10 protein-coding genes are annotated in these 15,353 nt (G+C 44.8%); 9 read left to right on the top strand and 1 reads right to left on the bottom strand.

Annotated features, from left to right (window positions below):
* Positions 1–112 precede the first annotated feature (112 nt).
* Positions 113–505, bottom strand: coding sequence for a hypothetical protein (locus ABZR88_RS05965; protein WP_107828327.1), 393 nt, complete (start codon positions 503–505; stop codon positions 113–115).
* Between the two features lie 298 nt (positions 506–803).
* Here ABZR88_RS05965 and ABZR88_RS05970 point away from each other — a divergent pair, with 298 nt between their 5' ends.
* The 9 genes from ABZR88_RS05970 to ABZR88_RS06010 all read left to right on the top strand — a co-directional run bounded on the left by ABZR88_RS05970 (position 804) and on the right by ABZR88_RS06010 (position 15,339).
* Positions 804–1,373: an RNA polymerase sigma factor gene (locus ABZR88_RS05970; RefSeq protein ID WP_170113588.1), complete on the top strand. Its 570-nt coding sequence runs from the start codon at positions 804–806 to the stop codon at positions 1,371–1,373.
* 69 nt (positions 1,374–1,442) lie between these two features.
* Positions 1,443–1,982 carry a helix-turn-helix domain-containing protein gene (locus tag ABZR88_RS05975; RefSeq protein ID WP_107828325.1) on the top strand — a complete coding sequence of 180 codons (540 nt, stop codon included), beginning with the start codon at positions 1,443–1,445 and terminating at the stop codon, positions 1,980–1,982.
* Between the two features lie 102 nt (positions 1,983–2,084).
* Positions 2,085–3,284 (top strand): retroviral-like aspartic protease family protein, encoded by a 1,200-nt coding sequence (locus ABZR88_RS05980; protein WP_107828324.1) that lies wholly within the window; start codon positions 2,085–2,087, stop codon positions 3,282–3,284.
* A 152-nt stretch (positions 3,285–3,436) separates the two neighbouring features.
* Complete coding sequence (locus ABZR88_RS05985) at positions 3,437–4,507, top strand: FecR family protein (protein ID WP_107828323.1); 1,071 nt, start codon at positions 3,437–3,439, stop codon at positions 4,505–4,507.
* 268 nt (positions 4,508–4,775) lie between these two features.
* Positions 4,776–8,069, top strand: coding sequence for a TonB-dependent receptor (locus ABZR88_RS05990; RefSeq protein ID WP_245917028.1), 3,294 nt, complete (start codon positions 4,776–4,778; stop codon positions 8,067–8,069).
* Between the two features lie 19 nt (positions 8,070–8,088).
* Positions 8,089–9,510: a RagB/SusD family nutrient uptake outer membrane protein gene (locus ABZR88_RS05995; RefSeq protein WP_107828477.1), complete on the top strand. Its 1,422-nt coding sequence runs from the start codon at positions 8,089–8,091 to the stop codon at positions 9,508–9,510.
* Between the two features lie 87 nt (positions 9,511–9,597).
* Positions 9,598–10,956: a trehalase family glycosidase gene (locus tag ABZR88_RS06000; RefSeq protein ID WP_107828322.1), complete on the top strand. Its 1,359-nt coding sequence runs from the start codon at positions 9,598–9,600 to the stop codon at positions 10,954–10,956.
* A 175-nt stretch (positions 10,957–11,131) separates the two neighbouring features.
* Entirely contained in the window at positions 11,132–12,445 is a 1,314-nt protein-coding gene (locus ABZR88_RS06005; RefSeq protein ID WP_107828321.1) for an acetylxylan esterase, read from the top strand.
* 626 nt (positions 12,446–13,071) lie between these two features.
* Entirely contained in the window at positions 13,072–15,339 is a 2,268-nt protein-coding gene (locus ABZR88_RS06010) for a fasciclin domain-containing protein (RefSeq protein WP_107828320.1), read from the top strand.
* Positions 15,340–15,353 lie beyond the last annotated feature (14 nt).

The following is a 15,353-nucleotide window of genomic DNA, read 5'->3' on the forward strand; positions in this document are numbered from 1 at the left end:
AAGGCCCTAACCTTCCGGAGCATTTTACTGTTACGGCAGGTTGGGATTATTTGGTTCAGGACGAAGATAATGATACCAATTTATCCCACCATCCTGTTGCATGGGGCTGTTTTTAGGCAGGTTTCCACACTTTGAAGGCCGTGTCATCCTGGTTAGGTTCGCGCAAAACAATAGATATATTTTCTGTACGGTCGGGAAAATGTTGCTCAACCAGCGCTTTAATTTCAGATTTAAGTGCATCAATATCGCGGGTGGTCATGTTGTCATCCAGCTCAAGCAGCACTTGTCCCATCAGGCATCTTACACGCTGAGCGCAACTGGCATGTTCGCGCAGCATATCACTTACCCGGGCATTAAAGGTTTCGGGCTTTTCAGGCAGCGGCGAGTGCTGCTCATGTTCTTTATACCACTGGCGGGTGCGGGCTTCGGCGTCGTTCATTTCCTGCCGTTCGCCGTGTAAAAGGTCTGTACGGGGCTGGTCGTTCCAATCATCTAGCGGTTTCATAACAATTCTCATTTAAGTTTAAATAGCAGAACTGCGGGCTGGTTTCAGGATGAATGTTGTTATTAGAACAAAACGTTTTAAATACCGGTTTTATGTTTTTTATTATTTAGAAATTTTTTGACGTAAGAGTAAGGGGTGGAAATAGTAAAGGTTTAGAAAGTTTTTATCTTTTGATTTGAGACTTTATCAAAGCAGAAAGAAAGTAAAGGAAAGTAAAGAAAAAAAATAAAAAGTAATGTTTGTGTTGGAAAATTATAAATGTTGCTTAACTTGGGTCTACAATTATAAACCCAGGGCTATGGAAAAGCCTCATCTTGACCTAAATTCTATTGTTTACAGGATTGCCATGCACAGCGATGAGCAGGCATACCGGCTTTTGTTTGACCAGTTGTACAACCGGCTCAAATGCTTTGCTGCGTCTATCCTGAAATCAAAAGAGTTGGGTGAGGAAATAGCCTGCGATACTCTTTTTTCCCTCTGGAGCAATCGTACTAAGCTCACCGCTATTAGTAATGTAAAGGTTTACGCCTATGTTATCGCCAAAAACAAAGCGCTAAACGAGCTGAAGAAAATTTCGGGTAGCCGCGTATCACTTTCGGATGATATCGATGTAGACATCAGTTTCCATAACCTTACCCCCGAGCAGGTTTTAATAAACGAAGAACTCAAAAAAACCATAGAGCAGGTAGTTAACAACCTGCCGCCACGCTGCAAGCTGGTTTTTCAGTTGGTGAAAGAAGATAACCTGAGCTACAAAGAAGTAGCCGAAATCCTCGATATCTCCGTAAAAACAGTAGATGCGCAGCTGGTTACCGCTGTTAAGCGCATCGCCGCGGTGGTAAAAAAGGAGTACAATCTTATCCGCTAAACTACCTTAATCAAAGCATTATTGTTGTTTACTTTATTTTATACTTTTATCAAATAAAGCAAACCTTGTATGTCACGATTATTGGCCATCAGGCAGCAACAAAACCTAACCCAGGAAGAATTATGTGAAAGATCGGGCATTTCCGTGCGTACTATCCAACGTATTGAGGCGGGCACCCAGCCTCAGGGATTTACGTTAAAGGCATTGGCTAAAGCATTAGGGATTTCCGAAAGTGAGTTGGTTGGCAAACAAGAAACCCCCACTATTGCAGATACAAAATGGATGAAGCTGATCAATTTTTCGGCCTTGCCGTTCATGTTTCTCCCGCCTTTAAATATTGCTGCTCCGTTGCTCATTATGTTTTTGAAAAAGGAATTTAATCCGGTGACGAAAAGGCTGGTAACTATACAGATCTTATGGACACTGTTGGCCGCTGTATTATGTTTGATGGTGGTGATACTGAATGACTGGTTTGCCATCAGAAGTAAATATATGGTACTGATTCCTGTGGTATGGTTGGCGGTCAATATCTTTATTATCCTTCGCAATGCTGTTTCAATAGCCCAAAATCAAACGCTGCGGGTGGATCTGAGTTTTAGCCTGATATAGGCCTGGCGCGCTATTGGCGGGCCGTTGTCACGTTTTTGGCGGCTTGGAAATCATCCTTGTTTTTAAAGATTTATTTTTCTTTGGATCATTAAAATCAACCAAATGATCAAGATCAACACCATTAGAATTGCCCTGTTATTAACGCTGAGTTTAAGCTTGACTTTGCATGCATCTGCACAAAAGAAAGTCCCTGTTATAGCAGCCACCAGCAGCCAATCTATGATCTATGACGGAATGATAAAAATGCCATGGGCGTTAGACCCCAAGGTAAAACGCGATGTTTATTATGTAAACGTTCCGCACCGTAAAAACAAGATCTCACTCGTTACAGATCAAGGCAAGGTCAGCTTTAATACTACCTACGGTAATGATTACGATCTGGTGGTGGTGCTTAACAGTAAAGATAGCTGCCATGTACGCATCAGCGCCAAAGATGATCCCGCAACCAAAGCCTTGTTGCCCGGCGGGTCATTTCCAGATACTATCCCGTTTACATTAAGAGGATCGAGGATTTATTTACAAGGGCTGCTTAATGGGAGAGATACGGTGAGTATACAGTTTGATACAGGCGCTGGTATGGCCTGCGTAAGTAAAGCATCGTCTGAAAGGTTAAACCTTGCTTTCGGTGGCAAAACCGTTTTGAGTAATTCACAAGGAGTTAATGAGGTGCGTAAAAGCGCCAATAATAATCTAACTATTGGTCATCTTAATTTTAAAGGAATCTCATTGATTGAAACAGGCAATATGCAGCCCGGAGAAGATCTGATTATCGGTTATAATTTTTTACGCCATAAGATTATTGAAATTGATTATGACAAGCAATTGTTTATTGTGCACGATAAGTTACCCGCTCATGCAAAAACCTACAGCAAACAACCACTGATTAACAGGCTGAGTCTGAAAACGCGTATAGTGCAAAATGGGAAAAAGTATGCATTTTGGGTTGGTATGGATACCGGGCGCGACGGTACCATGCTGATAGGGCAGGAGTTTACAGAACAACCCGGCGTGTGGAATAACCTTAAAGAACTGACCATGCTGAACGGACGCAAGATTATCAGGCTCGATGCCACCGTTGGGGGCGTAACGTTTAAAGACATTGTAACCAACGCTGCAGACCCAACAAAGCCCGCAGCCCGCAAAACCGGAACCTACTTTGGCAATGTGATCCTTAATCATTTCAACTGGATTATAGATAATATTAACGGCTACATTTATCTGAAACCCAACGGCCGCATTAATGAGCCTTACTCTAATTTTAGTAGCTATGAAACTGAAATGAAGAAAATAAAACAGCAATGATGGGTGGTCTAACTGGCCACTAAAACGCCCGATGCCTGGGCTGATTTGTCTTTTCTAAATTTTTTTCATTTTCTTATAGGGAATTCCCTTCCCGCGCTTGTCCTACTTTCAGAAACCCAATTAAACCGGCTCCCGACGCCTTTTTATTTACTATGTCTGAAAACAGGATATTGGAATTGCTGGCCCGTAAAATGGCCAATGAGGCAACCGAAGACGAGTTGAGCGAATTGCAATATTTGCTCAACATGTATCCTGATGGGCTTTATTACGAGGAGATCTTTAATCAGCTTTGGGTAAAACATCACGATGCTGATGCCGACGCACAACTGGATGCCGCTTACCTGCTGCACCGTATCAAACACCCGGAAGCTTTCCAATCTGATGAAGAAGAGGAAGAAATAACGGCAGATGCATCGCCGCGTGGCTACAAACGGATGCTGATGCTGGCATCTGTATTTCTGTGTGTGTTGCTGCTGGGTGGTTTAACCTGGTACGGCTTTTATGGCCGGGAGCAAACGGTTGGCTCTACAGAAATTTTTGCCGGCAAGGGCATCCGCAAGAGAGTTACTTTGCCCGATGGTACCAAGGTTTGGCTAAACTGCAATAGTCGTTTAAGTTTTAATGACGATCTGAAGACTGGCGCCAGCCGCATTGTGCATCTGGAAGGGGAGGCCTTTTTTGATGTTACCAAGAACAAGCATCGCCCATTCATTATCTACACTAAAAAATTCTCTATCAAAGTACTGGGTACGGCCTTCAATGTAAAAGCTTACCCTGGTGAGAAACATACGGAAGCCACGCTGATCCGTGGCCTGATAGAATTGACCGTGGCCGATGCCCAAAAGCAAAAAATCCTACTGAGACCGAACGAGAAATTTACGCTGACCGATACGCACACAGGCTCTATTTTTCCTGATACTGCGCATACCCGCAACCTGTCTATCGAGGGGGTAAAGCCGGTTGAAATTCACAGTCAGAAATACATCGAAGAAACATCATGGGTAGATAACAAGCTCATCTTCAAAAATGAGTCGTTTGAAGAGTTGCTGCCCAAACTGGAACGCTGGTATAACGTTAGCATCAGCGTGCAAAATACAAAACTGGACAGCTGCCACTTTACCGGCGTTTTCCAGGATGAAAGCCTAGACCAGGCGCTACAGGCACTCCAATTAATTAAACCATTTAAATACGAGAAAAACTATGACGAAGTGACGATTAAATAACGTGCAAAAAAAGTAAGCGGAAAGTGGGTCCAAGCACCTTCCGCCGAAAATCTGCAATTTTTTTGGCCGGGGATGAGAGTCCCCTTTAACAGATTGTTTAACTAAATAAACCCTTAAAGCTATGAAAAAAAATATACTTCATAGTAATGGCACCGGCATTTTTCGATTCAAAAAAATTATCCTGATGATTAAGTGTGTATTCATTCTCACTTTCCTTTTCTGTCTTCGTGTCTCGGCTAGTTCTTATTCGCAAAACATAAGAGTTACCATGGATGTGAAAAATATGGGGCTGAAAAAGACACTGTCGATGCTGGAGAAAAAGAGCAATGTACGCGTGCTTTACAGCGAGGAAAACCTGCCAGACGCGGTTCAGGTAACCATGGACGTAAAAGACATGGCCCTGCCTGATGTTTTGAAAGAGATACTGAAAAACACCGAATTAAAAAGCCAGATACTGGATAACGGCCTGGTAGTTATTGTACCCAAAGGCACCGAGGTGAAAGATCTTCGTGTACGCGGACGGGTAATTGACGACAAAGGCTCACCACTGCCTGGCGTATCCGTTAGGGTAGAAGGAACCCAGTTTGGCACCACTACAGACGCCAATGGTAACTATCAGCTTACCGTGCAAAACGGCGCAAAACTGACATTCTCATTCCTTGGTTATGCTAACCAAACCATTACCGTTGGCAATCAGGATCAAACCATTAACGTAACACTGAAAGAAACTCAGGGTGGCAAACAGCTGAACGAGATTGTGGTAGTTGGTTACGGTACCCAAAGCAAACGCGCGGTAACCGGTTCAATCGCCTCAGTTAAGTATGATAACTTTAAAGACCGCTCTAACAGCAACGTTACCCAATCGCTGGCCGGTCAGTTGCCGGGTGTAAGCATTACCCAGGCACAAGGTGCGCCGGGCTCGTTGCCTATCATCAAAATTCGTGGTACCAGTTCAATTACCGCAGGCACCAACCCGCTGTATGTGGTAGATGGTTTACCGCTGGAAAACTTTAACCTTAACTACATCAACCCGCAAGATATCGAGTCGGTTGACGTGTTGAAAGATGCTTCATCAACCGCCATCTACGGTTCGCGCGGTGCTAACGGTGTTGTTATCGTAACCACTAAGCTGGGTAAAGTGGGCCAAACCAACGTAAACGCTACGGTTGAGTACGGCGTGCAGGATGTTACCCGTCGCGTTAAAATGATGGATGCGCAGCAGTATATTCAATACTATGTTGATGCACACAATAATGCATGGGTGGCTTCTGGTCCTGGTCGTTTGGCTACAGACCCTAACAGCGTGCGTACCTCGGCCTATAAAATCCCTGATGATTTTACCACCAATCCGGGCCAGTTTGGCGCCGGTACTGATTGGCAAAGCGTAATGTTCCGCTCGGCGCCATTGCAAAACGCACAGCTTTCGGTGTCTGGCGGCACAGAGAAAACTCAGTTTATGTTTTCTGGTGGTTTCCTGAACCAAACTGCGGTGCTGGATGCCAACTACTACAAACGCCTGTCGCTGCGCAGCAACATCAAGCATAAAATTTCAGATCATTTTACCATTGGTAGCAACCTGGCCTTTACCGGTATTTTTGACCGTACAGATGGTACTGCAGGTAAGAGCGACGTAGTGAGCTTGGGCTTACAGAGCGATCCGTTCCTGCCGGTTTATACCGAAACAGGTAGTCTGGGTTTCCGCGATCCGGCGTCAGTTTGGTATCGTTTCCTGCCTTACTCAGATATTATTGAGTGGCACCCATACTCGCTTACCCGCCAGATTGACGAGAAAAATAAATCATTCAACACGCTGGCTACCGGTTACCTGGAATATAAAATTATTGACGGCCTGAAAGCCAGAACCAGCATCAACGCCAACCTGTATAACAATACTTTTAACTCTTATGCCAACGCTGGTCAGGCTTATGGTTATTCGGCTGTATTACCGGCACAGGGTGTAGTTAGAAATGCTTACTCGCTAAACTGGTTGAGTGAGAACACGCTGACTTACGATAAAACCTTCGGCAAGCACACACTGAACGTATTGCTGGGTTATACCGCCCAACATCAGCGCGATGAGGCCAGTAACCTTACCTCAAACAACTTCCCTAATGATTTGGTGCACACGCTAAACGCGGGTACTGTTAGCTCGGGCAGTTCTACCGCTTCAGAATGGTCAATGGTATCATTCCTGGGCAGGGTGAATTATAACTACATGAACAGGTATTTCCTGTCGGCCGCCGTTCGTCGTGATGGTAGCTCGCGCTTCGGCCCGAACAGTAAATGGGGTTACTTCCCGTCAGCATCAGCCGGCTGGTTGATCTCTGATGAGGACTTTATGAAAGATCAGCAATTTGTATCAAACCTTAAACTACGTGCCAGCTATGGTTTGGCCGGTAACAACCAGATCCCTAACTATGGTCCGGTGAGTTTGCTGGGTGCATCTAACTATGTATCAGGCGGCACATTGGCCAGCGGTTTGAATGTGGTTAACCTGCCTAACGATGGCCTGCGCTGGGAAAAAACAGCACAGTTTAACCTAGGTGTTGATATAGGCTTACTGCAAAATCGCATCAACTTAACGGCAGAGTTCTACAACTCGGTAACTAAAGACTTGCTGCTGAACGTACCTGTGCCAGATATTACCGGTTTCTCAACCTTACTAACCAATATTGGTAAAGTACGCAACCGTGGTTTTGAGTTCAGCTTATCCAGCCGCAACCTGGTGGGCGATTTTAAATGGACAACAGATTTTAACCTGTCGCTTAACCGCAACAAAGTGTTGCAGCTAGGTCCGGGCAATGCGCCGCTGTTGTTTACAGATTTTGTGGTACAGGTTAAAACAGAAGTTGGCCAGCCGGTATCAAACTTCTATGGCTATGTATTTGATGGCGTGTATAAAAATCAGGCACAAATTGACGCTACGCCACACGTAGCCGGTACTACTCCTGGCGAGCCAATTGTACGTGATGTTAACGGCGATGGTAAAATTGACGCTAAAGATCAAACTACCATTGGCAATGCACAAGCCAAATTCGGTTCGGCTATCACCAATACTTTTAGCTTTAAAGGCTTTGATCTGGGCATTATGGTGCAAGGCTCATTCGGCGGACAGATCACTAACCAGTTAACCCGTTATTTGGGCATCTGGAACGGTGGTCGTAATGCTTATGCCGATGTTGCCAATTACTGGCGCTCAGAGTCCAACCCAGGCGATGGTATTCACTTTAAACCATCTATCAACCCAACCGCTATGGAGCAGGCTTTCTCTACCTATTGGGTAGAAAGCGCTACCTGGGTTCGCTTAAAAAATATCAGGCTGGGCTATACCTTGCCGCAAACCTGGGTTAAACATACCCCGGCTAAAGGCATCAGGGTATATGTAAACGCAGAGAACGTGCATCTGTGGAGCAAATACAAAAACTTCGACCCGGAAAACACCACATACCCTGCAACCACGCCATCTACCAGCGGTAACCCGTCTGGCGCGTTCTACGGGGTTGACTATGGTTCATATCCGGTGCCGCGCATCATCACATTTGGAGCTAAAGTTGATTTTTAATTGCTAACGGAAGATGAAAATGAAAAATTTTAAAAACATATTGGCTCTTACCCTGGTGTGTGTAATGGCCTGCAGCTGCAAAAAGTTTTTAGACCTTTCGCCTGTATCAAACGCTAACGCCAACAACTTTTATAAAACCAAGGCCGATTTTGAGGTGGCCATCAACTCTGCATACGCTACCTTATATACCATCTATGCACCAGAAGAAGCAGCTTCATACGGCGAACTTCGTTCTGATGATGCCACCATTGGTTCGGTAGCAGGTGCGCAGGCAGATAAATGGGCCATCAGAGATTATACCGTCAGCGCGTCTAACACGCTGATCTATCAGTACTGGCAGGAGTATTACAAGTCCATGTTTACTATTAATAACATCCTTGATCAGATCCAAACTGCCGGTCTTGACCCTGCTTACACCGCACGTGTACAAGGCGAAATGATGTTTCTTCGCGGTCTGTACTATTACAACATGGTACAGCTTTGGGGCGGTATCCCGCTGGTAACAAAGGTGGTTTCTGCGGATGAAGCTTACAAAATTATGCGTTCATCAGAAGCTGATACTTACAAACAGATTGTAGCAGACCTGAAGTTTGCCGTTGCTAACCTGCCGCTGGCTAATGCAGTGCCTGCTGTCGGTCGTGCTTCAAAAGGCGCTGCTGAGACGGTGTTGGGCAAAGTTTACCTGAGCCTGGGCGATAAAACATCAGCCACTACCGTGCTGATGGATGTTTACAACAGTAACCAATATGGCCTGTTGACAAGCTATGCATCATTGTGGGGCGCAACTGTAAAAAACACTAAAGAATCGGTTTTTGAAATTCAGTACCTGGGTGGCTCTGCCAGTAACCCATACAGCCCGTACTGGACAGCCTTTGCACCGGTTACCAACGGTGTAATTACCAAATATGGCGGCGGTATTAACCAGGTAACTGATGATCTGTATAACGAGTATGAAAGTGGCGACCCACGTCGCGATGCATCTATCGAACTGGGTTATAACGATGCCAAAGGAAACTTTGTGGCCATCAAATTCCCTAAAAAATGGGAAGATCGCACAGCGCCATCCAGCGGCACACAAGAGCTGAGCAATAACAACTTTATGGTACTACGCTACGCTGATGTACTGCTGCTGTTAACCGAAGCCACCGGCGATCCGCAATATATGAACCAGGTGCGTGGCCGTGCGGGTGTACCTGCTTATGGTACTGCTGGTTACCCTTCGGCAAAATATGGTACATTAGCTTTGGCGCTGGAGCATGAGCGTAGGGTAGAGCTGGCACTGGAGTTTCACCGTTGGTTTGACTTGAAGCGTACTGGTCGTTTAGTAACGGTACTTTCTGCCAAAGGAAAAGCCATCAATCAGAATAATCAGTTTTTCCCTATCCCGCAATATGTAATTACACAGAACAGCGCTATTACGCAAAACAACGGATATAATTAACCAGGCAATTATGATCAATTGCGTATTCTATTCATTTCTTAATCTTGGTTTAAAGGGCCTGGTACCACTAAAAATTGTTCTATTAAAATGATGAAATGGTTATTAGCGGCTGCACTGGCGGCGAGCGCTGGTGCAGCATCAGGCCAAATTCCAGATAGTTTGGGTGGCTACGCAAAACAGATCAGACAACATATTTATGCCGACTACAAAGGCATGTTCAGGCCCGCTGGCGGGGCGCTGCATTACCCGTACATTACACCGGGAAGCAGCGCCTATGCCAACGACCTGTGGGACTGGGACTCATGGCTAAGCAACATAGCCCTGCGCCAGATCCTGGCCGATACCGGCACCGAAAAAGACAGCAAAGAAGCCGAGCAATATGAGCAAGGCTGTGTTCTCAATTTCTTAGACTATACCCATTTTGATGGTTATATGCCTATCCTGGTGGCCAAAAAATCAGACCCGGCCAAAATGCGTCCGGCTGATATTTACCACACCAATATGCACAAGCCGGTTATTGCGCAGCATGCGGCCTTTTTAACCCGTGTTAATGGCGGCAATGCCGAGTGGCTGCGCGAAAAGTTTGCCCTGATGCAGGCCTTTATCAATAACTACGAGAGCCATCATCGCAACAAGGCAACAGGGTTGTACTACTGGCAGGATGATTTGGCGATAGGGGTAGACAATGATCCGGCGACGTTCTTCCGTCCAAATGGTAGTTCAGCTTCTATCTTCCTGAATTGCCTGATGTATAAAGAGCTGCAGGCCATGGTTTACCTGGCGCAAAGATTGAACCTGACAGACATTGCCATCGAGTACCAGCATAATGCCGATGACCTTAAAGAGGCTATCCAAAAGAATTGCTGGGATGAAAAAGATGGTTGTTTCTACTCTGTCGATCTGAATTTGAGGCCGATTACCAATCAGCCTACCATCATCTTCGGCCAAAGCATGATACTGCACAGCGGAATGCCCCGCACTTATGACGGCCTGATTCAGCGTATTGGTAGCTGGCCGGGCTTTCTGGCCTTGTGGGCCGGTGTGGCTACGCCAGAGCAGGCTAAACGCATTGTAAATGAAAACCTGCTGGATAAACGCACTTTTAATGCCGCTTACGGAGTACGCACCCTCTCTAAGCTGGAAAAAATGTACAGCGTTCGTGCCAGCAATAACCCATCTAACTGGCAGGGGCCAATTTGGGGCATCTCCAATTATCTGGTCTTCCGCGGACTGGTTAAATATGGTTTCAATACCGAAGCCCGCGATCTGGCTGGCAAAACCATCGCCCTGTTTGGTAAAGATTACCAGCAAAACGGCGCCCTGCATGAGTATTATGAGCCTGATACTGGTCAGCCTATCCTTAATAAAGGGTTCCAAAACTGGAATTACCTGGTATTAAATATGATTGACTGGATGGAGAAGGGCAAACAGGTAGAAGAATTTTAAAGATAATGATTTATAGAAATCGTTAGTTGCAGGGCCCGCAGTGATGCGGGCCTTTGCTTTTGATGGGTAGGTGGTAGTAACAAAACGGCGACAACAAGCTGAAAATGGAAAAATTGCCCGACCCATTTATTTCAAAATATGCATCTTAGTCGAAGTTTAAATTTACCCCCAATCAATGAGAAGTACCGCTTGTTCAATATTATTGCTCTGTGCTGTTACCCAGGGCGTATTCGCTCAAACCACTGATAAAGCCAAAGCCGATAGCCTTAAGAAGCTAGGTAATAATGACAGAGAAGCGTCGATGCGACAGTTGAATATTAAATCAATCCGCCGTGCACCTGATTCCATCTTAAAAAAGAATGTAGATAAAGATGGCCTGTACGGTCCCATCCCTGACGCGCTAACCTTAACTAACGGCAAAAAGGTAACCACCGCAGCCATGTGGTGGAAACAACGCCGGCCTGAACTGGTAGAGTATTTTGATAGGGAGATTTACGGCCGTGTGCCTGCCAATACCCCAAAAGTAACCTGGAAGGTAGCCAATACCGAGCAAACCACGCATGGTGGTGTGCCGGTGATTGTTAAAACGATGGTTGGTCATGTAGATAACTCCAGCTACCCAAGTATCAACGTAGATATTCAGATGATTTTGACCATACCGGCCAATGCCAAAAAGCCTGTACCGGTAATGATGGAGTTAACTTTCCCTGAAGATTATAAGCAATTAGATCAAACACCCGGTGCCGAGCCAAGCTGGCAATTGCAAGTGCTAAATAAAGGTTGGGCCTACTGTATGTTTCTTCCGCCAAGTCTGCAGGCTGATAATGCCGCGGGACTTACCCAAGGCATCATTGGTTTGATGAACAAAGGGCAATACCGCAAACCTGATGATTGGGGCGGCTGCCGTGCCTGGGCCTGGGGTGCCAGTCGCGCATTAGATTATTTTGAGACCGATAAAATGCTGGACGCCAAACGTGTGGGATTGGAAGGGCATTCACGTTATGGTAAAACTGCATTGGTGGCTGCGGCTTATGATCCGCGTTTTGCTGTGGTTTACAGCAGTTCGTCTGGAGAGGGTGGGGCCAAGCTGCATCGTCATAATTTAGGCGAGCAGGTAGAAAATCTGGCCAGCGGCCCGTATTACTGGTTTGCCGGTAATTTTTTGAAATATGCCGGTCCGCTGCACACTACAGATCTGCCGGTTGACTCGCACGAACTGATTGATCTTATTGCCCCTCGGCCTGTATTTATAGGCGGCGGCGCCAATGGCGATGACTGGGCCGACCCAAAAGGGATGTTTATGGCAGAGGTTGCTGCCGGCCCGGTTTATAAGTTACTGGGTAAAAAAGATCTGGGTACTACTCAATACCCGGCGATAGACGAAGCGGTTGTTGGCGGCGATCTGGGTTTTCGCCTGCACCACGGCGGCCACACGCCAGCACTCAACTGGGCTACATTTATTGAGTTTGCCTCGAAGTACTGGAAATAGTACTGGACAGGATACCATATAATAGTATAGAAGGACACAGAGGCAAGCACGCCCTGTGTCCTTTTTGTTTATGGCAGAATTATAATTCTCTGTTCGTGGTGATTAAAAAACTTTCCGACTCTTCACCAGTACAGTTAACGGTTCACCTTAAAAACAGTTGTTAAATTATAGGCAAAGTGTATTTAATTGCCGGTTTATAATTTTTATCAAATTTTGATATAAAGGCGTAACGAGGGCCATCTTATTTTATTATAAGGCGGCCTTTTTTGCGATTAAGTACAAAATGATGCGGATTTGTTTAACAATGAGGCAAATAATAACTGTCCTGATTACATAAACATGACAGAACAGGATAGTGATTTTCAGGCTTAGTGTTAATTTTACTAAACCAAGATTAAGGAAAAGTTGTATCTTACTGTTGATACAAGCTTGATCATAACCAATTATATAACCAATTAAATAAACCTGATGATTAGATTTTTACATCCAATTAAAAGCATCACGCGTACTTCGTAGATTTTTAAAGCCAGCGCTTTAAACTATTTGTGGTTTCTCCCGCCGCACTTAAGGGCATTTCTATGCTCAGGGGAATTGTTTTGCTTAAAGTTTCTTAAATAACTCAATCTATGTATAAATTTTTAAAAAATTTATCCTGTTTGCTATGTCTTTTGGCCGTATTTGGGTCGTGCCGGAAGAAAGCATTTGATGAATATTATGGCAGGCCTGCCAACCTCGCTCCACCTATTTACCAGGTGCTGGATTCAAGAGGGAATTTTACAACCTTATTAAAACTTGTAGACCTTGCCGGTTACAAAGACATTCTGGGATCTGCAGGCTACTGGACGTTTTTTGCACCGAACGATGCGGCCTTCCAAAAGTATTTTGCTGCAAACAATACCAGTTTAGCAGCTATTAACCAGGCAACGGCGCGTAAAATTGTAACCTACTGTTTGGTTATCAATGCGTTCGGTACAGATCATATTGCTGATTACCAGTCGCCGGCAGGTTGGGTGCCTAGTCTGGCATTTAAACGCCGCACTTCGTATTATGATGGTTTTTCAACAGGTAGTGGCCCTGAAGGCGATTCTACCTTGCTGGTTACAGAGAACCGTAACGGGGGAGGGTATCTTTTTGGCGATAACAATAATAAATACATCCCGTATTTCTTTTCAACCTTTATGGCTCAGGAACACCTGACCGCGACCGACTATAATTACTTTTTCCCTACCGGTACTTACACTGGTTTTAACGTTGCTAACGCATCGGTAGTAAATAAAGATATAGTTGCAGAGAATGGTGTGATCCATGAAATAGACCAGGTGATTATGCCTTTGCCAAACATTGAGCAAAAGCTGGCATCTGGCAGTCAATACAGCCTTTTCAAAAGCATTTTAGAAAAATACCTTGTTACTTATACTAAAGATGCAAACTATACCCGCCAGTATAGCACCATTAATAATGGTAAGGTAAAAAATGCCTATGTTAAAATTTACGATCCGTTATTAACTTTTGCTCCAGGAAATGAAAACTTCCAAAAGCTGGAAGATAATGACGGTCAGAAAGATGGCTATACGCTGTTTGCGCCAACTAATGATGTGTTGCAGCCGTACTTAACTAACGTTATTCTGAAATATTATGGCACGCTTGATAAGCTTCCAATAAACATTATTGAAGATTTGGTGAACGTACACATGTTCCCAACCATGGTATGGCCATCCAAATTTGCAAGCACTACCAACAACGCCGGCGAGCCTGCGCGCTTTGACGCCACTACTAACGTGGTAGATAAGCAGTTTTGCAGCAACGGTTTGTTTTATGGTGTAAACAAGGTGCAGCAAGGTAACGTGTTCTCAACTGTTTATGCGCGTGCTTATCTTGATCCTAATTATTCTATAATGACAAAGCTGATCACTGCAGCATCAGCTAAAATATTATTAAGCAGCCCGGGCCTGCGTTTCACCGTGTTTATGATGCCCGATGCTACTTTGCGCGCTATGGGTTATGATTATGACCAGGCGAACAGCTACTTTACACAAACTACCAATGGTGTGCTTACTACCGGTTTAACGCCGCTGGCCAACCTTACCCGTTTGCTTAATATGTGTATTGTATCTACTCCAAACAATGAGTTGAACAACCTTTCTGGCGATGGCATTACCGAAACCAATGGTGGCGAGTATCTTAGATGGCATAACAACACCGTTTTCAACGCTGGTTTAACTGAGCAAAAAACTGCGCTTACTGTAACCGGCTTTGACGATTACTCAAACGGCAGGGTATATTACCTTGGTGGTAACTCGTTGTTCCCTTTCCCTACGCTTACTATATTTAATGATATTGCTGCCAACGGAACTAACCCTACAGATCCTTATTATGATTTTTATCAATATCTGTTAAACTCTTCTGTGGTAAGCGGTACAACGCCAAAAGAGATCATCGGTATCTCGCTTGGTGCGCCGTATACTGTTCTTGTTCCAACGCAAGCGGCTATGAAACAGGCTGTTATTGATGGTTACTTGCCGGGTACCACAACTGGTACCGGTGCTGCAACTCAGTTTGTATCATTCAATTACAAACCAACCAGTACAGCAGATATTAGTAAGGTTGCAACCTTTATACTTTATCACATTCTTACTTCTACGATAGTGCCCGATGGTAAAAAAGGACCAAACGGTAACCCATTCCCAACCATGGTTAAGAATGATAGGGGTGATGCCTATACAGTTTCTGTATTTAACCAGCCAGGTAATCTGAAATTTAGCGATGCCTTTGGACGTATGGCTAATGTAACAGCGCCAAATAATAGCAGCTTTTTCCCTGCTACAAGTAATTACCTGGGTACTTACTGTGTATTGCATCAGATAGATAATTATTTAAGATATAACCTTCAATAACCAATTTCTTACTC

This window comes from Mucilaginibacter yixingensis, from assembly GCF_041080815.1.
GTDB lineage: Bacteria > Bacteroidota > Bacteroidia > Sphingobacteriales > Sphingobacteriaceae > Mucilaginibacter > Mucilaginibacter yixingensis.